General features: G+C 37.2%; 11 protein-coding genes, 2 tRNA genes, 3 rRNA genes and 1 pseudogene. 10 read left to right on the top strand and 7 right to left on the bottom strand.

Annotation, left to right across the window (positions count from 1 at the left end):
• The first annotated feature begins 20 nt into the window (after nt 1-20).
• From CLU81_RS03525 to CLU81_RS03505, 5 genes are all read left to right on the top strand, one after another.
• Nucleotides 21-3,125 (top strand): TonB-dependent receptor, encoded by a 3,105-nt coding sequence (locus tag CLU81_RS03525; protein WP_099708562.1) that lies wholly within the window; start codon nt 21-23, stop codon nt 3,123-3,125.
• A gap of 105 nt (nt 3,126-3,230) precedes the next feature.
• A complete protein-coding gene (locus CLU81_RS03520) occupies nt 3,231-4,922 on the top strand; it encodes a RagB/SusD family nutrient uptake outer membrane protein (RefSeq protein WP_099708561.1) in 1,692 nt (563 codons plus the stop codon).
• An 18-nt stretch (nt 4,923-4,940) separates the two neighbouring features.
• Nucleotides 4,941-6,338 carry a DUF4960 domain-containing protein gene (locus CLU81_RS03515; protein ID WP_099708560.1) on the top strand — a complete coding sequence of 466 codons (1,398 nt, stop codon included), beginning with the start codon at nt 4,941-4,943 and terminating at the stop codon, nt 6,336-6,338.
• A 20-nt stretch (nt 6,339-6,358) separates the two neighbouring features.
• A complete protein-coding gene (locus tag CLU81_RS03510; protein ID WP_099708559.1) occupies nt 6,359-7,915 on the top strand; it encodes a glycoside hydrolase family 32 protein in 1,557 nt (518 codons plus the stop codon).
• Nucleotides 7,916-7,938: 23 nt separating this feature from the next.
• Complete coding sequence (locus tag CLU81_RS03505) at nt 7,939-8,835, top strand: carbohydrate kinase family protein (RefSeq protein ID WP_099708558.1); 897 nt, start codon at nt 7,939-7,941, stop codon at nt 8,833-8,835.
• Between the two features lie 63 nt (nt 8,836-8,898).
• On the opposite strand, the gene CLU81_RS03500 is transcribed toward CLU81_RS03505, so the two are convergent.
• Nucleotides 8,899-9,474: an NAD(P)-binding domain-containing protein gene (locus CLU81_RS03500; RefSeq protein WP_099708557.1), complete on the bottom strand. Its 576-nt coding sequence runs from the start codon at nt 9,472-9,474 to the stop codon at nt 8,899-8,901.
• Between the two features lie 1,254 nt (nt 9,475-10,728).
• Here CLU81_RS03500 and CLU81_RS03485 point away from each other — a divergent pair.
• The 5 genes from CLU81_RS03485 (at nt 10,729) to rrf (ending at nt 15,953) form a co-directional block, all read left to right on the top strand.
• Nucleotides 10,729-12,242: ribosomal RNA gene (locus tag CLU81_RS03485) — 16S ribosomal RNA — on the top strand.
• 124 nt (nt 12,243-12,366) lie between these two features.
• Nucleotides 12,367-12,440 (top strand) — tRNA-Ile (locus tag CLU81_RS03480).
• 159 nt (nt 12,441-12,599) lie between these two features.
• Nucleotides 12,600-12,673 (top strand) — tRNA-Ala (locus CLU81_RS03475).
• A gap of 136 nt (nt 12,674-12,809) precedes the next feature.
• Nucleotides 12,810-15,690 (top strand): 23S ribosomal RNA (locus tag CLU81_RS03470).
• A 153-nt stretch (nt 15,691-15,843) separates the two neighbouring features.
• Nucleotides 15,844-15,953, top strand: a 5S ribosomal RNA gene (gene rrf, locus CLU81_RS03465).
• The 16S, 23S and 5S rRNA genes sit together here with 2 tRNA genes alongside, the layout of an rRNA operon.
• Before the next feature lie 443 nt (nt 15,954-16,396).
• Here rrf and CLU81_RS03460 read toward each other — a convergent pair.
• From CLU81_RS03460 to CLU81_RS03435, 6 genes and pseudogenes are all read right to left on the bottom strand, one after another.
• Nucleotides 16,397-16,852, bottom strand: a pseudogene (locus tag CLU81_RS03460) (IS1595 family transposase); the annotation flags it as partial.
• A gap of 104 nt (nt 16,853-16,956) precedes the next feature.
• The gene (locus tag CLU81_RS03455; protein WP_099708554.1) at nt 16,957-17,334 is read right to left on the bottom strand and encodes a hypothetical protein; all 378 of its coding nucleotides are present in this window, start codon (nt 17,332-17,334) and stop codon (nt 16,957-16,959) included.
• A 354-nt stretch (nt 17,335-17,688) separates the two neighbouring features.
• The gene (locus tag CLU81_RS03450; RefSeq protein ID WP_099708553.1) at nt 17,689-18,615 is read right to left on the bottom strand and encodes a family 16 glycosylhydrolase; all 927 of its coding nucleotides are present in this window, start codon (nt 18,613-18,615) and stop codon (nt 17,689-17,691) included.
• Nucleotides 18,616-18,670: 55 nt separating this feature from the next.
• Nucleotides 18,671-20,062 (bottom strand): endo-1,4-beta-xylanase, encoded by a 1,392-nt coding sequence (locus CLU81_RS03445; protein ID WP_099708552.1) that lies wholly within the window; start codon nt 20,060-20,062, stop codon nt 18,671-18,673.
• A gap of 139 nt (nt 20,063-20,201) precedes the next feature.
• Nucleotides 20,202-21,305: a hypothetical protein gene (locus CLU81_RS03440; protein ID WP_099708551.1), complete on the bottom strand. Its 1,104-nt coding sequence runs from the start codon at nt 21,303-21,305 to the stop codon at nt 20,202-20,204.
• An 8-nt stretch (nt 21,306-21,313) separates the two neighbouring features.
• The gene (locus CLU81_RS03435) at nt 21,314-22,837 is read right to left on the bottom strand and encodes a RagB/SusD family nutrient uptake outer membrane protein (RefSeq protein WP_099708550.1); all 1,524 of its coding nucleotides are present in this window, start codon (nt 22,835-22,837) and stop codon (nt 21,314-21,316) included.
• Between the last annotated feature and the right edge of the window lie 10 nt (nt 22,838-22,847).

Below are 22,847 nucleotides of genomic sequence, written 5' to 3'. Positions count from 1 at the left end.
AACAACCAAAACCACTAACTATGAAAAGTAAGATTATTTATTTTCTTTTTTTCTTCTTTCCAATGCTGATTATGACAGCGCAGGAAAGCGGAATAAAAGGAACGGTAATTTCGTCAGACGACGGAATGCCGCTTCCGGGAGCAACAGTGCTTATTTCCGGAACGAATACCAGTACGGTAACAGATTTTGATGGAAATTTTTCTTTCCAGAACGTAAATTCAGACGCGGTAATTGTTGTTTCTTTTATTGGATATGCATCACAATCCATTTCAGTTAAAGGACAAAAAACATTAAGTGTAACTTTAAAAGTAGATAATAATCAGCTAAATGAAGTTGTTGTAACAGGATATTCAAAACAAAAGAAAACGGATATCACGGGAGCAGTTGCGGTAGTAAACATGAAGGAAGTCATGAAACAACCGGAACCAAATCCTATTAAAGCGCTTCAGGGAAGAGTTGCCGGAGTGAAAATTTCGTCTGACGGATCTCCCAGCGGAGGAAACACAAAAGTTGTGATTCGCGGAGTAGGAACTTTAAACAACACAGATCCTCTTTATGTTATTGACGGAATGCCAACTAAATCAGGAATGCACGAATTAAACCCAAATGATATTGAAACAATTCAGGTTTTAAAAGATGCTTCTTCGGCTAGTATTTATGGTTCGCGCGCCTCAAATGGTGTAATTATCATTACGACCAAAAAAGGAAAAGAAGGTAAAATGAGAATTAATTTTAGCACTTATACCTCAATATCAGATTATTCAAGAAAACAAGAAGTGCTAAATGCCAATCAATTTGGTCAGGCTTTATGGCAGGCAAATATTAATGACGGATTAAATCCAAACAATAATAATCTGCGCTATCAATTTGATTGGTCAGTAAATAATAATAAACCACAATTAAATAAAGTTTTGGTTCCTGAATATTTAGATGCTAATCAAACATTGAAAGCTTCAAATACTGATTGGTACGATGCAATTTCGCAAACAGGAGTAGCAAATTCTTATGATTTATCGCTTTCTAATGCATCAGACAAAGGAAGTTATGTTTTTTCTTTGGGCTATTATGGAAATGAAGGTGTTGTAAAAACGACTGATTTTGAAAGAATTTCGGCTCGTATGAATGGTTCTTATAAATACTTTGACGGAAAATTGGTTATTGGTGAAAACTTTAGTTTCAACCGTACTAATGAAATTACAGATCCGGGTGTTTTAGATCCGGCGCTTCGTGCTTTGCCAATAATTCCGGTGCATACTGTTGACGGAAAAGGCTGGGGCGGACCTGTTGGCGGAATGAATGACAGACAAAATCCTGTTCGTCTTTTAGAATACAATAAAGACAATAAATACGATTATTTACGTCTTTTTGGAAATATGTATGCCGATTGGGAAGTCATCAAAAACCTTCATATCAAAAGTAGTTTTGGTATTGATTATGGGTTTTATAAAAAACGAACATTACAAAGAAGTTATAAGTCAGGTTATTTGCAAAACGATCAGACATCTGTTACCATTGATCAATCTGTAAGTGATAAATGGACGTGGACAAATACAGCTATTTATAGTTTGAATTTCGGGAAAAGTAATTTGAATTTGATGGCTGGAACAGAGATGTACAAAGATATTTATGACACGACAACTTTGCGTAAAAATGACTTTTTGATCGAAACACCGGATTATATGTATCCGGATGCAGGAACCGGAGAATCGTTTACAAGCGGAACTTCAACAACATATTCATTACTTTCTTATTTTGGAAAAGCTGATTATGAGTTTGGCAATCGATATTTACTTTCGGCTACAATTCGTCGTGATGGATCTTCTCGTTTTGGTAAAAACAATCAATTCGGAACTTTTCCGGCGGTTTCGGCAGGATGGAGAATTAGCAATGAAAATTTCATTAAAAATAATGCGCCTGTTTTCTCTGATTTAAAATTAAGAGCAGGATGGGGACAAACCGGAAATCAGGAAATCAGCAATACTGCCGTTTATAGTTTGTACCTGGCAAGTTATGCAGGCGGAAGCCCAACTTGGGCAACTTCTTATGGGACCGCATATGATATTGCAGGAAACGGAAACGGTTTACTTCCGTCTGGTTTCATCGCAACGCAATCTGGAAACGATGATTTAAAATGGGAAACTACCACACAAACTAATATTGGTTTGGATTTTGGATTGTTCAAACAAAAATTAAGCGGTTCTGTAGATTATTACATCAAAAAAACAGATGATATTTTGGTATTGCCTCCTTATTTAGGCGTAATTGGCGAAGGAGGAAATCGTTGGGTAAACGGTGCTTCAATGCAAAATGAAGGATGGGAATTTACTTTGGGTTATCATGACGAAACTTCTTTTGGATTAAAATATGATATTTCTGCTAATGTTTCATCAAACAAAAATAAGATTACAAAATTGCCGGATGAAGTAAAGAATAATTATGGTGGAGACGGATTAAACGATAATATTTTAGGTCGTCCAATTAATTCCATGTATGGTTATGTTACAGATGGATTATTTAAAAGTCAGAACGAAGTAGACAACTCGGCTATTCAGGAAGGGAAAGGCCTTGGAAGAATTCGTTACAAAGATTTAAATGGAGACGGAAGCATTACAGATAAAGATCGTACTTGGATAGGAAATCCAAATCCGGGTTTACTTTATGGAATTAATTTAGGATTAGGGTATAAAAACTGGGATTTTACAACTTTCTGGGAAGGAGCAAGTAATGTTGATGTCATAAATAATACCAAATACCAAACTGATTTCTGGAGTGTTGACGATGTTGGTTCTAACAAAGGAACACGTTTGCTTAATGCGTGGTCTTTAGACAATCCAAATTTAACTATTCCGGCTCTAACCACAGTAGATAGAAATGCAGAGTCTAGATTTTCAACTTATTATGTAGAAAACGGAAGTTATTTAAAACTTAGAGTTTTGCAATTTGGATACAGTTTACCAAAAGATTTATTGAAAAGAATAAATTTCGACAGCTTTAGATTTTACATCAGCGGACAAAATTTATTGATCATAGATGCTAAAAGTTTTACTGGTGTAGATCCTGAAAATGCAGGATTTGGATATCCACAGCCAACCACTTTTACGGCTGGACTTAATTTTACATTATAATAAAAGTTTAAATCTAAAGACATGAAATCGCCATGATTCGCAATTGTAAATTATAATGAAGAATGGCGATTCCATATTCCAATAAAAAACAAATATTATCTACATATGAAAAAGATACTATATATAACAGCCTTTTTAGTACTTGGAACTGTTGTTTCCTGTTCTGATTTTCTGGAAAATAATCCTCGCGGCGTTTTATCTGAAGAAGATATTGTAACACCACAATCAATAGAAGGATTTATGAATGCTGCCTACGCACAATTAGGCAATGATCATTATGATTCGCCATACAGTTTATGGCCATTTGGAAATGTACGTTCTGATGATGCGTACAAAGGCGGAAGCGGAACTAATGATATTCAGGATTTTCACTTTTTTGAAGTTTCGAATAATATCAGACCTGATTTTGGAGAATTAGATTCTTTTTGGTACATCAGTTATGTTGGAGTTTCAAGAGCCAATAAAGCTTTGAAAGCATTAGAAAAAATTTCAGAAGCAGACTATCCGTTGAAAAAAACTCGTATAGCCGAAATGCGCTTTTTAAGAGGACATTTTTATTTTATGCTGAAAATTATGTTTAGAAATGTTCCTTATATCACCGAGGATATTCCGGTTGAGGATTATAAAACCATTTCGAACAAAGCATTATCAAACGAACAGCTTTGGGATAAAATAGCAGAAGATTTTCAGGCTGCAGCCGATAATTTACCAGAAATACAACCGCAAGTAGGACGCGCAACTCAAAAAGCAGCTTATGCATATCTGGCAAAAACTCGTTTGTATCAGGCTTATACGCAAGATGAAACATTTACCGTTACAGGAATCAATCAGCAACATTTGCAACAAGTAATTGCAGCGACAGATAAAGTAATTGGAAAAGCAACTTTGGAACCTGATTTTGCAAATAACTTTTTACCTGGAAATTATGAGAATGGTCCGGAATCTATTTTTTCAATTCAGTTTTCAGACAATGATGGAACTTTATACGGAAGATTGAATTTCTCAGATGTGTTATCTACGCCTCAAGGTTTAGGATGTTGTGATTTTCATAAACCAAGTCAAAACTTAGTAAATGCTTTTAAAACCGGAACCAACGGTTTACCTGAATTTGATACGTATAACGATCAGGATTTTGATTATAAAAACATAGATGCAAACACAGTTGATCCTAGATTATACCATACTGTTGCAATGCCGGGACTTCCGTATAAATATGATCCTGAATTTTTGTACGTAGAAGCTTGGGTAAGATCTCCTGGAACTTATGGCTATTTTGCTTCATTAAAAGAAAACGTTGCGCCTACTTGTAGTTGCGTAGTTAATATTGATCCATTTTATGGAAACTCAAAAAACAGAATTCAAATTCGTTATGCTGATGTGATTCTAATGCGTGCCGAAGCCTTAATTGAATTAGGAAGACAAGCCGAAGCATTGCCATTAATCAATCAAATCAGGGAAAGAGCCGCTCAAAGTACAGGGAGACTTCCGTATGTAAACAATTTCAAAATTAATACTTATGTAGATGGAAGCAATTGCAACTGGACACAGGATTTTGCCCGTAAAGCTTTGCGTTGGGAACGTCGTTTGGAATTGGCTATGGAAGGAAGCCGCTTTTTTGACCTTGTTCGTTGGGGAGTTACAGACGAAGTGATGAATCAGTTTTATACCGAAGAAAAAACGAAACGTACCTATTATCAAGATGCCTTTTTTGATAAAAATAAAGAAGAGTATTGTCCGATTCCGTTGAAACAAATTAATTTCAGTCAGGGATTATACAAGCAAAATCCAGGTTATTAATCTTTAAAAATCATTAATATGAGAAACCATATAAATAAATATTGGACAAAAATGTCTGTAGTATTGGCAATGATTTTTATAATTACGGCCTGCGAGAATAGTTTTGAAAATGGAGGTTTTGAGGTCAATTCACCTTCAAATGTTACTTCTTTTAAAATAAAAGGAGTTTCAGGACAAATCGATCAAAAAACCGGAGCAATTAATATCACAATGCCTTATGGCTCAGATATTACAGCAGTAACACCTGAAATTGTTTTGCAAGCCGGAGCAACATCAAATCTTGATCTGACAAAACCAATCAACTTTACAAGTCCTGTAAAATTCAGAGTAGTAAACGGTAATTTATATAAAGACTATACCGTAACAACAGTAGTTTTGAGTCCAATAAAAAGTTTTACCATTAATGGAGTTGCAGCAACAGTCAATGATATAAGTAAAACTATTACAATGACTTTACCTGAAGGTACAAATCTAACAGCATTAAAACCAGTTATAGAGTTGACAGAAGGAGTTTCTATTTCACCGGCTTCAGACGCAACGATTGATTTTAGTAATGCAGTAACTTTTGTATTAACAGCTAACGGAAAAAGCATGAATTATACCGCCAATATTGGAGTTCCGGTAACAGGATTAGTAGTAGCATTTTTAGGAACCGCTGCAACAAGAGCCGAAATCACAAACATGGATGAAATTACAGCCGCTGATTGGTTCTTTTCGACTTTTAGCGGAGCTAAATATATTTCATTTGACAGTATTCAAAACGGAGCTGATTTAAGTGATGTTGATGTAATCTGGTGGCATTTTGATTCAGCAGCAAATTTACCTGCAATTGCTTACAAACCTGCCGTTACAACCGCTTTAAAGAATTTTAGAGCAAACGGAGGAAATTTACTTTTAACATCTTTTGCTTCTCAATATGTTGATGCTTTAGGAATTGTTCCTTCAGGAAAAGGACCAAATAATGTTTTTGGAGACTTTCCTCCAAACGGATTTGTAGATGGAAACTCGTGGGGAATGTCATTTGTAGGGCATGAGAATCATCCAATTTTTGAAGGATTGACAACTTATGAAAGCGGAAAAGCCAATTTATTACAAAGTGGAACTTTCAGATTAAATCATACTGCTTGGTGGTTTGTACCAGAGTGGGGCGGATATGTTAACGGAGAAGGCTGGAGAAATCAAACCGGAGGAATCAATTTAGCAAGTGAAGCTTGGGATAATAATCTTGACGGAAGAGTTACCATTGCAGAATTCCCAAACACAGGAACTAATAAAAATGTAATCGTGATTTCTATGGGCGCATATGATTGGTATAACGAAACCAATAGTAGTGGTGTACCAAGTCAGGCTAATGAGTTTATTAATAACATTAAGCTTTTGACGCAAAATAGTATCAATTATTTGGCTAAAAATTAATCACTTTTGAAATCAATAAAATGAAATATAAAAATATAATAACGATGGCCTCCATTTTCTTTTCGTTTGTTTCCTGTAGTCAGGAAGAAAACTATATTGGAGGATCGATTTCAGGAGGTAATTCTGAAATAACCAGTGTTTTTCCGGTTCCGCCTTCACAATGGATGGGAGAATCTGACCCGTATTATAGCGCTGGTTATACAGGAGATATTATGCCTTTTTTCGATAATGGAAAATTTCATATTTATTTTCTGCACGATGCACAAAACAAGCCAGCAGGAAAAGGTTTTCATGATATACATGAATATTTAAGTACAGATCTGGCTCATTTTACCTACGAAGGGCAGATGATCCCATACGGAAAAACTACAGATCCTGATTTTGCCATTGGTACAGGATCAGTAGTAAAAGTCGGTAATCTTTATTACTTTTATTATACAGGACATAATGAAACACCTGCTTTTGTTCAGTCCAATGCAAGAGAAAGTGTTTTGTGCGCTACAAGCAGTGATTTGAAAAACTGGACTAAAATTTCTGATTTCAAAATCACAGCTCCAACAGGATATTATAACTATGATTTTAGAGATCCGCATGTGTTTTATAATGACGAGTTAAAAAAATATTCAATGTTGGTAAGTACACAAACAGAACCGGGAAGAAAAGCAGTTTTGTTACATTATACAAGTGATAATCCGGCTTTGGGAAAATGGGAAGTTCAGACACCAATTTATACAACTACTCCCGAGGATAATTATTTAATGATGGAATGTGCCGATATTTTTAAAATGGGAAATTATTGGTATTTGATTTTTTCTGAAAATTGGAGTGGTAATAAAGGAACACATTATAGAATATCTGCATCTATTAATGGACCATGGACAAAACCACAAAATGACAGGATTGACGGCGAATATTTTTACGCCGGAAAAACAGCTTCAGACGGAAATAAAAGATATGTTTTTGGATGGAACGCTAGAAAAACACCAGAGAATGATTTAGGAAATAAAGATTGGGCAGGCAATATGGTTATTCATGAGCTGATTCAAAAATCTGATGGAACTTTAGGAACACAGGCAATACAAACAGTCAAAGATCTATTTTCTAAGAAGAAAAAGACTGTTGAAGTCGATGCAGTTTCAGGAAATGCAGTGGCTAATAATGGAACTTATACCTTATCAGGTGCAGCACAAAAAGCATTAGTAACATTTAAACCAATTGGTAAAAAGGCAAAAATTAAAGCTGAGGTTTTATTATCAGATGCAAATGGAACCGCAGGATTTGTTTTTCATACTAATGATACAGGAAGTTATTATAAAATTGTGTTTGATTTAGCTCAAAGCCGTGTTATTGGATATAATTCGGCTGGGCAGGAAATGACGAGTTTGCCTTTTCAGCTTCAGACGAATGTCAAATACAATGTTGAAATCATTACCGAAGGAAGTGTGACAGTACTATATATAAATGGACAAACGGCATTGACAAATCGCATTTATGGCAGAGACAAAAATAAATGGGGATTAGTGTCAGAAGGACAAAACGCAGTATTTACAAATCTTGAGGTTACACAGCCTGAATAACAATAATATAAAATAATTTTAGAATGAATAACGGAAAGAATCTTAAGGCGGTGGCTTATGGAGAAGTACTTTGGGATGTTTTTGCTGGCGAAAAAAAAATTGGCGGAGCACCTTTAAATGTAGCGCTGCGAATGAAAACATTTGGCTGCGATACAACCATGATCAGCTGCGTAGGAAATGATGAAGATGGTAAAGCAATTAAGGAACAGGTAAAAAGTTTGGGACTTGTAACAGATACAATTGTAACTTCAGAAGATTTCGCTACAGGTCTGGTGAATGTTACTTTAAACGATCGCGGATCGGCAAGTTATGAAATCAATTATCCATCAGCATGGGATAAAATTGTGTTGAACGATTTGGCTAAAAAATCAGTACAAGAAGCAGATCTGCTAATTTATGGCAGTTTGGTTTGTCGCGATAAAGTTTCGAGAGACACTTTAAAAGAGTTGTTGAAGACAAAAGCCTATAAAGTTTTTGATGTCAATTTAAGAAAACCTCATTATACATATGAAATTCTGGAGGAATTAATGAATTCAGCAGATTTTATTAAGTTCAATGATGAGGAGTTGTTAGAAATTGCAAAAGCAATGCAATCACCATTTGAAAGCCTGGAAGAAAATATGCACTTCATTGCAGAGAAAACCAAAGTAAATGATATGTGTGTCACCAAAGGAAAACATGGAGCATTGCTAATGTGGCAGGGAAAACTTTATAATAATGGCGGTTATCCCGTTAAAGTAGTTGATACAGTTGGAGCAGGCGATTCATTTTTGGCAGCTTTAATCACATCTTTGCTTACTAATAAAGCACCACAAGAGTCAATTGATTTTGCATGCGCGATCGGAGCCTTAGTCGCTGAAGCACCAGGAGCAAATCCGGAAATTTCACCTTCTAGAATTGAGAGTTTGATGGGGAATTAAAGTAAAAACTGATTTGCAGTTAGATTTTATATTTCTAAAAAATGATAATTATTTAAAGAGCAGTTATATAAACTGCTCTTTGTTTTTATTTACTTCTATATTTTGAAGATGTACCCTACCAGAAAGATCAATTGATGAGAATTTTAATTTTCTTAAAAACTCCTTTATAGAGGCTCTGGAATCCTTATGATCTGCAATAAAAAATATCTCATCCCTATCTCTTTGTTGGATGCATGTATTGTTTGGTTTTAAATTAACCGGATTAAATAGCTTTACAACATGAGCCTCAGGAAATAAAGCAGCTGTAGTTTTATAAGTCATAGCATTAGTAATGCCTGATAAAAGCAGCTGAGGATCAAATATCAAACCGCTGGTATGAACGATTAATTTTCCTGTCATATCAGGTAAATTCTGCTTTAGCTTCTCCAAATCATCTTTTGGGATAAACAATACTATTATTTCTGTACTAACAGCTTCCTGAAGAGAACCCAGTTGAATATCTGATCCCATTCTTTCAACAACATCCCGCACAAGACTATTGCCTTTAGGATTGTACATTATAACTTCATATCCCGCGCGCGCAGATCTCACGGCTAATTCCATCGTAAGACTACTGATTCCTATAATTCCAATTTTCATAATCTTTGGGGTTTAATTATTATCACTTAATAGAACTTAAGAATGCACCTTATATATAATGGAATGCCGCTTAGTTTTGTCTTTTTTGAAATACAGTTAAATTTAGCACAATTACTTGATTTGTTATCAGGTGTTTATACTTGTTTTTTGAATCTTTTTTTGTATTTTAATTCGTTTTAAAGCTTTGCAAGTCATCATTAATAATTGGCTTAACAACAATTAAGATTTTATAGAGGTATACATATTAAGTGGAAAATCACGTTCCTTATATATAAGGAAGAATATAATCCCCCAACCCGACAGGTTTCTAAAACCTGTCGGGTTTATTTTTGGTACCTATATATAAGGAGAAAAATATACTCCAATATATAAGAGTAAGTTTCATTCCTCTGAATGAACCGAAGGTTTACAAGAAGCATTATTGGAATTTGAAGCTATTTCCCGCTCCCGAAGTCTCGGGACGTTCCAATCTTTTGCTTTTTAAAGGAAAAAGCAAAAGGATTTTCTCCCGACACTTCGGGACTATCGGGGCTAGGGCAGAGGTTTTCAAAGGAAAGACGAGGCGTAAAACAGAAAAATACGAGATAAAAGAGAAAACTTTGCGCCTTTGCGTCTTTGCGCGATTAATAAAACCAAGGAAAAATCCAGCTTTGCGATCTTTGGCAAACAAAACCAGAGAAGAAAAACTTAGCCTCTTTGCGGTAAAATGGCCCCAATTGCTCAAAAACGGTAAAATCGAAAAAAAAGATTGCCTTGTAAAAAACGCCAAACCAGTCACTTAGAAAATATATCAAAAATAAGTAAAATAAAAGCTTGCAGAAGCGAATAAAGAGTGTACTTTTGCACCCGCAACAGCGATAGACGTTCACAGAAATACTGACAAGCGATTAAGATTAAAACGAAAATTTATTTTCAAAAAAAGATTAAAAAAAGCTTGTGGGATTCGAAAAGGGATATTACATTTGCACCCCGCAAAACACGGAAAGTTCATTGAAAGATTGGTAAATAAAGAAGTTAAAAGAGACGAAAATTTTCTTAAAAAAAACTTCAAAAAACATTTGCCAGTTAGAAATAAGTTTTCTACTTTTGCACCCGCTTTGAGAGACAAGCGAAAAGAAAAAGAAATACACGTTCGTAGACATATTGAATTGACAGCCGTTTTAACAGAGATGTTAAAACAAAAGAATAAGAGTAATAGAATCGAGAGATTTGAAAAGAACCGATAGATATCATCGCAATATAATATTAAAATATACGATGAAGAGTTTGATCCTGGCTCAGGATGAACGCTAGCGGCAGGCTTAACACATGCAAGTCGAGGGGTATATTTCTTCGGAATTAGAGACCGGCGCACGGGTGCGTAACGCGTATGCAATCTACCTTTTACAGAGGGATAGCCCAGAGAAATTTGGATTAATACCTCATAGTATTATGAAATGGCATCATTTTATAATTAAAGTCACAACGGTAAAAGATGAGCATGCGTCCCATTAGCTAGTTGGTAAGGTAACGGCTTACCAAGGCTACGATGGGTAGGGGTCCTGAGAGGGAGATCCCCCACACTGGTACTGAGACACGGACCAGACTCCTACGGGAGGCAGCAGTGAGGAATATTGGACAATGGGCGCAAGCCTGATCCAGCCATGCCGCGTGCAGGATGACGGTCCTATGGATTGTAAACTGCTTTTATACGAGAAGAAACACTGCTTCGTGAAGCAGCTTGACGGTATCGTAAGAATAAGGATCGGCTAACTCCGTGCCAGCAGCCGCGGTAATACGGAGGATCCAAGCGTTATCCGGAATCATTGGGTTTAAAGGGTCCGTAGGCGGTTTAATAAGTCAGTGGTGAAAGCCCATCGCTCAACGGTGGAACGGCCATTGATACTGTTAAACTTGAATTATTAGGAAGTAACTAGAATATGTAGTGTAGCGGTGAAATGCTTAGAGATTACATGGAATACCAATTGCGAAGGCAGGTTACTACTAATGGATTGACGCTGATGGACGAAAGCGTGGGTAGCGAACAGGATTAGATACCCTGGTAGTCCACGCCGTAAACGATGGATACTAGCTGTTGGAAGCAATTTCAGTGGCTAAGCGAAAGTGATAAGTATCCCACCTGGGGAGTACGTTCGCAAGAATGAAACTCAAAGGAATTGACGGGGGCCCGCACAAGCGGTGGAGCATGTGGTTTAATTCGATGATACGCGAGGAACCTTACCAAGGCTTAAATGTAGTTTGACCGGTTTGGAAACAGATCTTTCGCAAGACAAATTACAAGGTGCTGCATGGTTGTCGTCAGCTCGTGCCGTGAGGTGTCAGGTTAAGTCCTATAACGAGCGCAACCCCTGTTGTTAGTTGCCAGCGAGTCATGTCGGGAACTCTAACAAGACTGCCAGTGCAAACTGTGAGGAAGGTGGGGATGACGTCAAATCATCACGGCCCTTACGCCTTGGGCTACACACGTGCTACAATGGCCGGTACAGAGAGCAGCCACTGGGCGACCAGGAGCGAATCTATAAAACCGGTCACAGTTCGGATCGGAGTCTGCAACTCGACTCCGTGAAGCTGGAATCGCTAGTAATCGGATATCAGCCATGATCCGGTGAATACGTTCCCGGGCCTTGTACACACCGCCCGTCAAGCCATGGAAGCTGGGGGTGCCTGAAGTCGGTGACCGCAAGGAGCTGCCTAGGGTAAAACTGGTAACTAGGGCTAAGTCGTAACAAGGTAGCCGTACCGGAAGGTGCGGCTGGAACACCTCCTTTCTAGAGCCTCAAATGTTAGTGGAAACACACGTTGAGGAAAAAAGATGTTTATTTAGAAGGTTCTGAATCACCAGATTCAATTACTCTTGCTGTTAGTTCAAATAATAAATTTTAAGTAAAACAGAGTCTCGTAGCTCAGCTGGTTAGAGTACTACACTGATAATGTAGGGGTCGGCAGTTCGAGTCTGCCCGGGACTACTTTTTAAATTGTTAATTATAAATTATGAATTGTAAATTATAAGAAGCAAATAAATTAAAAAGACTGTATGCTTAGAAAAAGGAAATTTTAGAAGTTGAAAGATTTAGGATCAAAAGTTCATAATTTTTAATTCACGATTTTTAATTTTTAATTAAAAAGGGGGATTAGCTCAGCTGGCTAGAGCGCCTGCCTTGCACGCAGGAGGTCAACGGTTCGACTCCGTTATTCTCCACTGATTTACTGTGAAGATAGTAAATAAAAGTTCATTGACATATTGAGATAAGAAAATAATAAAAAGTAGAAAGCGTTTTTTACAATTTATTGTAAAAAGCAAAAAAAAACGGTCATAATTAATTTTATGATTGGTACAATAAGCAAAATAAGGGCGTATGGGGGATGCCTAGGCTCTCAGAGGCGATGAAAGGCGTGATAAGCTGCGAAAAGCTACGGGGACGGGCACACACCGATTGATCCGTAGATACCTGAATGGGGCAACCCACTATGTTGAAGACATAGTACACCGATAGGTGGGCAAACCCGCTGAACTGAAACATCTAAGTAGGCGGAGGAGAAGAAAACAAAAGTGATTCCGTAAGTAGTGGCGAGCGAACGCGGATTAGCCCAAACCAATGATGTTACGGCATTGTTGGGGTTGTAGGACCACGACATTTTATGTACAAGGAACCGGAAGTTACTGGAAAGTGACACCATAGAGGGTGATAGTCCCGTATGGGTAACAAGTATAATAGATAGTGGGATCCTGAGTAGGGCGGGGCACGTGAAACCCTGTCTGAATTTGGCGGGACCATCCGCTAAGGCTAAATACTCCTGAGAGACCGATAGTGAACCAGTACCGTGAGGGAAAGGTGAAAAGAACCGTGAATAACGGAGTGAAATAGATCCTGAAACCATACGCTTACAAGCGGTCGGAGCCCTTTCGTGGGGTGACGGCGTGCCTTTTGCATAATGAGCCTACGAGTTAACGTTGCTGGCAAGGTTAAGTGGTTAAGCCACGGATCCGTAGCGAAAGCGAGTCTGAATAGGGCGCTTTAGTCAGTAGTGTTAGACGCGAAACCGTGTGATCTACCCATGGGCAGGTTGAAGCTGTGGTAACACACAGTGGAGGACCGAACCGGTTGACGTTGAAAAGTCTTCGGATGACCTGTGGGTAGGGGTGAAAGGCCAATCAAACTCGGAAATAGCTCGTACTCCCCGAAATGCATTTAGGTGCAGCGTTATGCATAAAGTTATATAGAGGTAGAGCTACTGATTGGATGCGGGGGCTTCACCGCCTACCAATTCCTGACAAACTCCGAATGCTATATAATGTTTCATAACAGTGAGGGCTTGGGTGCTAAGGTCCAAGTCCGAGAGGGAAAGAACCCAGACCATCAGCTAAGGTCCCCAAATATACGCTAAGTTGAAAGAACGAGGTTTGTCTGCCCAGACAGCTAGGATGTTGGCTTGGAAGCAGCCATTCATTTAAAGAGTGCGTAACAGCTCACTAGTCGAGCGGACGAGCATGGATAATAATCGGGCATAAGCGTATTACCGAAGCTATGGATTTACAGTTTACTGTAAGTGGTAGGGGAGCATTCTAACAGGGTTGAAGGTGTATCGTAAGGTATGCTGGACTGGTTAGAAAAGAAAATGTAGGCATAAGTAACGATAATGCGGGCGAGAAACCCGCACACCGAAAAACTAAGGTTTCCACAGCTATGCTAATCAGCTGTGGGTTAGTCTGGTCCTAAGGCGAACCCGAAAGGGACAGTCGATGGCTAACGGGTTAATATTCCCGTACTACTAATTACTGTGATGGGGTGACGGAGTGATGAAAGCGCCGCGAACTGACGGAATAGTTCGTTGAAGTACCTACCTATAAGATCTGCAGGCAAATCCACAGATCTTGGGGAAATACGATAGTACTCGGAGTCTTCGGACAAAGAGATAGTGCGCCTAAGGGCTTCCAAGAAAAACCTCTAAACTTCAGGTAATTAGTACCAGTACCGTAAACCGACACAGGTAGTTGAGGAGAGAATCCTAAGGTGCTCGAGAGATTCATGGCTAAGGAATTAGGCAAAATAGACCTGTAACTTCGGGAGAAAGGTCGCCAGCGCAAGCTGGCCGCAGTGAAGAGGTCCAGGCGACTGTTTATCAAAAACACAGGGCTCTGCAAAATCGTAAGATGAAGTATAGGGCCTGACACCTGCCCGGTGCTGGAAGGTTAAGAGGAGATGTTATCTTCGGAGAAGCATTGAATTGAAGCCCCAGTAAACGGCGGCCGTAACTATAACGGTCCTAAGGTAGCGAAATTCCTTGTCGGGTAAGTTCCGACCTGCACGAATGGTGTAACGATCTGGACACTGTCTCAGCCATGAGCTCGGTGAAATTGTAGTAACGGTGAAGATGCCGTTTACCCGCAGTGGGACGAAAAGACCCTGTGCACCTTTACTATAGCTTAGTATTGACCTTGGATAAATGATGTGTAGGATAGGTTGGAGACTGTGAAGTGGCGTCGCCAGGCGTTGTGGAGTCATTGTTGAAATACAACCCTTTGTTTATCTGAGGCCTAACCCCATATTGTGGGGGACATTGCTTGGTGGGTAGTTTGACTGGGGTGGTCGCCTCCAAAAGAGTAACGGAGGCTTCTAAAGGTTCCCTCAGTACGCTTGGTAACCGTGCGTAGAGTGCAATGGCATAAGGGAGCTTGACTGAGAGACATACAGGTCGATCAGGTACGAAAGTAGAGCATAGTGATCCGGTGGTTCCGCATGGAAGGGCCATCGCTCAAAGGATAAAAGGTACGCCGGGGATAACAGGCTGATCTCCCCAAGAGCTCATATCGACGGGGGGGTTTGGCACCTCGATGTCGGCTCGTCACATCCTGGGGCTGGAGAAGGTCCCAAGGGTTGGGCTGTTCGCCCATTAAAGTGGCACGCGAGCTGGGTTCAGAACGTCGTGAGACAGTTCGGTCTCTATCTACTGTGGGCGTTAGAAATTTGAGTGGATCTGATTCTAGTACGAGAGGACCGAATTGGACAAACCTCTAGTGTATCTGTTGTCCCGCCAGGGGCACCGCAGAGTAGCTACGTTTGGAAGGGATAAGCGCTGAAAGCATATAAGCGCGAAACCCACCACAAGATGAGATTTCTTTTAAGGATCGTGGAAGATGACCACGTTGATAGGCTATAGATGTAAAGGCAGTAATGTCATAGTCGAGTAGTACTAATAATCCGTAAGCTTATGTACACCCTTTTCCCGCACTGCAAGGTGCGGGGAGAAACTTTCTAAATACTTTTATGTTTCTTTATCTCAGTATGTTAAGATATTCTTTAATTGATAATTAACAATTTATAATTGACAATTAACAATTAAAAAGTTGCCTAAAGCAACTAACGACCTTAAGGTGGTTATTGCGGCGGGGCTCACCTCTTCCCATCCCGAACAGAGTAGTTAAGCCCGCCTGCGCAGATGGTACTGCAGTTATGTGGGAGAGTATGTCGTCGCCTTTCTTTAGAAAACCCTATCCAATAGATAGGGTTTTTTGTTTTATAATAGTTTTCTCTTTTTTCTGTTGAAAAATGAACTTCTTTTTATCTCAGAGTGCGTTAGGGATGGGAGCGATATCCTTTTGTGATAACTTAAACTTCTTGTTTTCTACAAAAACCGCTATTACAAAAGATTTAGTGGACAGCCCGACCCGGAGGGGAACGCCATAAATAGAATTTGTATTAAAGTTGTAGTAAAAATGAACAAGGGGTATTTTGGATGAAAATAGGAATAAAAACTTTCGAATGTATAAATATGGTTATCAAGCCAGAAAAAAGCTTTGTAGATCGTATTATTTTACTTTAGAACGACTATTAGTTTTGTAGAAAAAGGGCTTAATTTACGAGTCAATTCAAGAAGATATTGGTTTCTGTTGATTTTGAATGTTTATTTTATTGAGTCCAAATTTTATTTTAGAATTTGTAGATTTTTCCATTTGTTTAAGAAATTCAGGATCAAATTCAGAATAGGCTCGTAACAGATATTTTTCATCTCTTTGTTGCATTACAAAACGAATTTTTTGAACCATTAGCCAAATTGGCTCGTAGCGTTTATGGCCTAGTAGGTATTGTATTTGCAGTATTGAGAATCTTCTCTTGGACAACGTCATTAATTCTATACAAATCATCCAGTATTTAATTGGTAAATTTGAATTTTCCATAACCGTACCGGATCGAAGACTGATTCTTTTTCCACATTTATTACATTGAAATTTTAAATCAACTTTTCTAAATGAATGTATATTATGTGAGCATTTCTTGCATATCAAACCGTTTTTTAAACGTTTATTTTTAAAATCCTCTATGCAGGTTTCTTCATTATGATATTTTTCGAAATATCCCTGTAATTCCATTATTAAAATATTTGTTTTATGGATTAAATATAAGAAACCTATATCTAAAAAAACATCATAAATTAAAAAGAGAATATTTAAGTAAATATTCTCTTTTAATTTAACAACAACAATTATAGCTTATTCACTATTTCTTTTTTGTATTTATTAAGTATAGATTTTGTCAAACCAAGATTTGCTTTAGTAGAATCAACAGCTAAGTAAATGAAATATTCTCCATTATCAGAAACGTCAATAATATGAATTTGAGAAGTAAGGGTAATCATGATACTGTCAATAACCTGATCTTTTAGATGCAAGGCTCTTATTGCGTTCATTTTTGCTTTTACAACCTCAAGATTATATGCAGAAGCTAATTCAGGATCAAATCCAGCTACAGTAGATTGTGAATAATATGACATTCCACTTTTAATTTCTGTTACTGCAACCGCAATAAAACCATCTACATTTTTTTTGAGATCCTCTCCGAATTGTTTTAAAAAATCAGACATAATTCTTAGTTTAATTTAAAATTTTTATAAATCCTTTTTTTCTTCATAGTAAAATTATAGATCTAAATTTGTTTAATTATCCGCTATGCATACCTAAAATTATTTTTTATTTCGATAATTATCAATATTTAGAGACTGGTAATTTGTTTGAAAATAATTGGAGATATATAAACTTAGCGTGAGGTTCTAGTTGAAATGTTATTTAAATGAAAAAAACCTGCAGATCAAAAGATTTGCAGGTTTTATAAAGCTTTGTACTATAGCTTTGTTATGAAATAAAAAAACTTCATTATTGGTTTAACTTGTTTGAAATGAATAGTATATTTTTTTAAGTAAAATTGACTACAGTATAAATTAGATTGGTCTTTTGTAGACTGTTACGTCATCTACCCACATCATTACTGTTGAAAACAAATTAATCTTATTAGGGTCAATGAAATTAGAATCTTTTGATCCAACATTCAGATTGAATATAATCGAGTGTGGTCCAAAATTATTTAAGTTAAGATTGCCTACACTACCATTAGTATATGTTGCAACTGTTACATTATCAACCATTATAGTAAGTGTTACTACATTGTTTTTCATTTTCCAATAAGACTCATATAAATGCCATCCACTATTTCCGTTGACATCAAAATTGCCCGGATAGTTTCTTTCAGCAGAATTTCCTAATTGGTTTGCTCCGTTAGAAGTTCCATAAAAAAGATTTGAAGTAAAACGACTTGCATTTGGGGCAAAAGAATAACCTTCCATGATATCAATTTCTCCTTTGGTTGGCCAGCCATTTTGCTGCACAGACCAGAAAGCAGGCCACGCACCATAAGTATCCTTGAAAGACTTATAAGTTCCGCCATCCATCGCTACTAATTTAATATTGGCAGAAAGCATATACTCTGTATTGTTTTCAGGCTTATATTGATAATTAGAAGAAATGAACCCGGATTGGTATTTGTACGTGCTCAATTTGGTAGTCTTAATTTCCAAACATTGTTTTCCGTCTCTCCATTGTGTTGTTGGCACTGAACTGGCATAGTCACAATACCAGGAATTATAATCTGCACGTTGTTCCTTTGTCCATTGTGACAGACTTGAACCTACATCAAATGTATCTTCAAATTGTTTGACCCATGGCGCGCCGGCTACTTTGCTTGTACTGGTTTTTGTACTCGCACTTGCTGATTGGTCTTTTGCAGTTGGACTTACGTCTTCTGCACAGGATGCAAATCCTAAACTTAATACACATGTCACTGTTAATGCTAGCAAATTTAATTTTTTCATAATTTAATTTTTTGGTTTATTAATAGTTGAAGTAAAGTATTATAGTTTTAAAAAATTAATCTAAACCTTCAAGAAAGCCAGTATGAGAGGTTTTAATTGCAAAATTTGAATCGTACAATAAAGGCCAGTCATTTCCTGGGTGGTTAAGTTCCGTACTAAACGGAATCCAGGATTCGTTATCTTTCATTCCCCAAACGGTTAAGGCATACTTATTTGCGGCTGGAAGTCCATTATAGAGTTTTACAATTTCTTTGTATTTTTCTTTTTGAGCCAGTCTTCTTTCATTTGTAAAAGTTGAAATATCATTTGACTGATTTACTTGTATATCCAATTCCGAAACATGAATTTTAAGACCTTTTGCTACAGCTTTGTTAAGGTCAGTTTCGATTTGAGCTTTTGTTGGATTTAAATAATTATTGTGCATTTGAAAACCAATACCATCGATAAGATTACTTGCTTTTAAATCATCTACAATGCTAAAAACTTTGTCTTGTTTTGCAATATTTGTTGACGTTGCATAATCATTATAAAATAATAACAAAGAGTTGTCGCTAGCTGCAATTGCTGCATTTCGTGCCCATTGAAAACAATCTTTTACGTAGTTAGTGCCCATTCGCTGCAGAAAAATAGTATTTCTCATAGAAGTGCCATTATCATCTACAGCTTCGTTAACTACATCCCATGATTTTACTTTTCCTGCATAATGCGTAACCACATCTGTAATGTATTTTTTTACTTCTGCAGCAAATTCAGCATCAGTTCCAGAAAAATCTTTTAACCATTGTGGCACTGAATTGTGCCATACCAAAGCATGACCGTGAACATTGATTCCGTTAGTATTTCCGTAAGCGACAATTTTATCAGCCACAGTCCAGTTGTAAACACCACTTGCGGTAGAAATTTGATCCATTTTCATTTCGTATTCAGCAGAAATACTACTAAATTCATTTTTCAAAATAACATCATAAGGACTTCCGGTAGTTAATTGTGAAGCTTTTATTGCCATACCTACAAAGAACGGATGTGCCAATTTATTTGCTTTTACTTTTAAGAATGTAGGATCTTCAGGAATGTTGCTCGAACCTGTAGTGACAATGCTAATAACATTTGAATAACCCGAAGTTTCTGTCTCATTTTTTGCTCTAACTCGGTAATAATATTGTGTACCTCCAGTTAAACCTACGACAACTTCGTTTAAATCAGTAACTTCTTTTGCATTGTAATTTGGGACAAAAGTGGAGAAATTCTCGTTGGTCGAAACATCCAGAAGATAGCTTTTTGCGTGGGAAACGTACATCCATTTTGCTCTAAAACCTGCATCGTTTACGTCTTTTGGTGCGTTTGCAACAGGCACTTCTAAAGTATTAGCCGCTATATTATCTTCTTTTGAACAAGAATTCAAAAAAAAGAAAATACCAGTCAGCATTAGTAAAAATTTAATTTTCATACTGTTTTTTATTATAGAATATCCTTTTGTAATTGTGAATATTCTTATTTATAGATTCTGTTTTTTTAGTTATAAAAGAGGTTGCTTTTTGATTACAACCTCTTTTTAAAGTTTAAAGATTAAAACACAAAACCGTTAATTATTGGTAGCGAATTTTAATATTATCGTATTTTATTGCACTCGGATTTGGGGAATCTCCCTGAGCAACTCCGACCTTGATTTCATTAATTTTAGAAGGATCTAATGTTGCAGCTGTATTTGAACCAAAACCGTAATTATCTTTGAAATCACTTAATAATATTGTCTTTGTAGTCCAGTTTACATCGGTTACTTTAAAATTATAACCGTAGTTCACACCATCAATAGTATTTAATTGAATAGCAAATTGTGCACCCACAACATTTGCACTTACATCAATATCTATAAATGTTTTTGAAGCATCATTATTAGACGCGTTTAAGAAACTGGCTCCACCGCCGGCGCTGCTTCCGTTGTAACCATTTGCAGTAGAACCTGCCCATACTAATGTTGCATAACTGCCCGATGGTCCGCCTGTAGTACTTGCGTTAAAACTATCGATATCGCCATAAGCAGTCCAATCACGTCTGCTACCGTTTCCGTCAAAATCAGACACAAGAACAACAGTTGCAAAATTGATCGTTTTCTTTGCAGAACCTCCCGGAGTAGTAACCACAAGTTCAGATCCTGAAACGGCATCTGAAGGTAAACCGATGATAATCGAAGTAGACGATTTTAGGGTATAACTCAGCGTTTTTCCTCCTAGAGTGATAGAAGAAATATTATAAAACCAAGTTCCTTCAATCTCTAACGGAAATCCCGGAGTTGCAACAGCAGGAATTGTCTTCGTAATAGTTGGAACAGGTTGTAAAATTTCGATATTTTTAGTTACAGATCCTGAAGCTGTTATAAACGTAATTGGCTGTACACCAAATCTGCTTCCTAGTTTTTCATCAAAAGGAATAGTAAAAATAAACGCTTTATCTGAATTGTAATTTGGATTGAAACTGATATCAATTTTGTTATCCAGCGTAATTTTCTTTAATCCTTTTAAACCTTCACCTTCAACTCTGACTTTATTTAATGGAAAAGCCTGATTCAATAGATCGCCGGGTTCAGCAACCATTGCATCTATATTTGTACTAGGCGCATCATCATTTTGACAAGCTGTAAAGGAAACAAATGCCAAAAGAATTATAATTCTATATGTTATTTTCTTAATCATAGTAAAAGTTAGTTAAAGTTAAAAGGAACCGGCGGCTCTAATAATGATGGATTAGTATCAATAGCAGTTTGCGGTAACGGCAATTCAAAATAGTTGCTTCCCGGAGTGATCTTAACAGAAACCAATTCGGTTCTGGCATCATCAGAATAAAAACCTACTTCCTGTTGCGAAATAATTGCCGTTGCTTCAGCCAGACCGCGACGTTTTAAATCGAAGAAATATTGTCCTTCAAGTGCAAATTCGATCCTTCTTTCGTTAAATAAATCATTTCTTGTAAGTACAGTTTTGGCTGGTAATCCCGCTCTGGCTCTTACTTCATTGAAAGAACTTAAAGCTGCTGCAGAAGTTGTAGAACCCGCTCCAGCTAAAATTGCTTCAGAATTCATAAGTAAAACATCAGAATATCTAAGTATAATTGTGTTTTGTGACGTTCTCATAAAAAACACATCGTTTCTTTCGGCAGCAGAACCTACAATATACTTTCTGAAATTAGCAGCAGTCGAAGAGTATATTTTTTTGTATCTAAAACCACCTTGATTTTTTAATAATTCAGGATAAAAGTCACCATCTGTCATGATTGTGCTCTTTTTTCTGGTATCATTCGGCTCAAAGCCACTTTGCAATGAAATAGAAGGCAGGTAAACTCCCCAACCGTCTCCACCGCCAGTTATTCCTGTACCTCCCGGAACAATATAAGCCTGATTTGTATTTTGAGTTCCCCATTCTGTAGCAATTGCTTTCCATTGCAGGGCAAACATACTTTCGGCACTATTGTTATTCTCCGGACTGCTAAATAAGTTTCCATAATCCTGAATCAAAATATATTGATTTCCGATGATTTTCTGAGTCAAAGCAGCACATTCTCCATATTCGTTTAACGTTAGATGCACTTTTGCAAGAATTCCCATTGCTGCAAATTTGGTCACATATCCTTTTTTTACAGAAGTTGCAGGCAAATTTTCGATGGCATATTCCAAATCTTGTTTTATAAATTTGTAAACATCAGCAACAAGATTTCTTTTAGGTTGTGCTGCCGTTCCCGCTTTGTTAATAATAGGCACAGCTCCAAAAGTTCTTACCAAATAAAAATAGGCATTGGCTCTCATAAATCTTGAAATCGCTATGGCATTTTTATAAGACGCTTCAGGCAATTCGCTCTTTCTTGCTTCGACTAAACTCATTAAATTATTAGATTGATCGATAACCGAAAACAAAGAGGTATATCCTTCTGTAAGTATTGGGTTTTGTGACGTTACCTGAGCATCTTTAAATTGCGCATAAGCACCATCAAATGTAAAAGCGTTGCCGGCATACATATCGCCAACAGCAATCAGGAATTTATCATTAAAAGTAAACCAAGGCTTAAAATACAAACTCTCAGCGATTCCGTCAAAAGCGGTAACTCCTTCCGGTAAATCGCCCGGTGTTAATTGATTTTCAGATGGTGCATCCAAAAAATCATCAGAACAGGAAAACAAAGACAGCAATGGTATTAACATTCCCATCATAAAAAGTTTAAAAAGTTTTTTCATGACTATTATT

Origin of the sequence: Flavobacterium sp. 9 (assembly GCF_002754195.1) — a bacterium.
GTDB lineage: Bacteria > Bacteroidota > Bacteroidia > Flavobacteriales > Flavobacteriaceae > Flavobacterium.
Note: the sequence above shows the minus strand (reverse complement) of the source record. Positions and strands in the feature narration are given on the sequence as shown.

What these genes read in the sequence shown, in the direction of transcription:
- CLU81_RS03515 (WP_099708560.1), top strand. Translation starts at nt 4,941, where the DNA reads ATGAGAAACCATATAAATAAATATTGGACAAAAATGTCTGTAGTATTG.
- CLU81_RS03445 (WP_099708552.1), bottom strand. Translation starts at nt 20,062, where the DNA reads ATGAAAATTAAATTTTTACTAATGCTGACTGGTATTTTCTTTTTTTTG.
- CLU81_RS03500 (WP_099708557.1), bottom strand. Translation starts at nt 9,474, where the DNA reads ATGAAAATTGGAATTATAGGAATCAGTAGTCTTACGATGGAATTAGCC.
- CLU81_RS03450 (WP_099708553.1), bottom strand. Translation starts at nt 18,615, where the DNA reads ATGAAAAAATTAAATTTGCTAGCATTAACAGTGACATGTGTATTAAGT.
- CLU81_RS03525 (WP_099708562.1), top strand. Translation starts at nt 21, where the DNA reads ATGAAAAGTAAGATTATTTATTTTCTTTTTTTCTTCTTTCCAATGCTG.
- CLU81_RS03435 (WP_099708550.1), bottom strand. Translation starts at nt 22,837, where the DNA reads ATGAAAAAACTTTTTAAACTTTTTATGATGGGAATGTTAATACCATTG.
- CLU81_RS03520 (WP_099708561.1), top strand. Translation starts at nt 3,231, where the DNA reads ATGAAAAAGATACTATATATAACAGCCTTTTTAGTACTTGGAACTGTT.
- CLU81_RS03455 (WP_099708554.1), bottom strand. Translation starts at nt 17,334, where the DNA reads ATGTCTGATTTTTTAAAACAATTCGGAGAGGATCTCAAAAAAAATGTA.
- CLU81_RS03505 (WP_099708558.1), top strand. Translation starts at nt 7,939, where the DNA reads ATGAATAACGGAAAGAATCTTAAGGCGGTGGCTTATGGAGAAGTACTT.
- CLU81_RS03510 (WP_099708559.1), top strand. Translation starts at nt 6,359, where the DNA reads ATGAAATATAAAAATATAATAACGATGGCCTCCATTTTCTTTTCGTTT.
- CLU81_RS03440 (WP_099708551.1), bottom strand. Translation starts at nt 21,305, where the DNA reads ATGATTAAGAAAATAACATATAGAATTATAATTCTTTTGGCATTTGTT.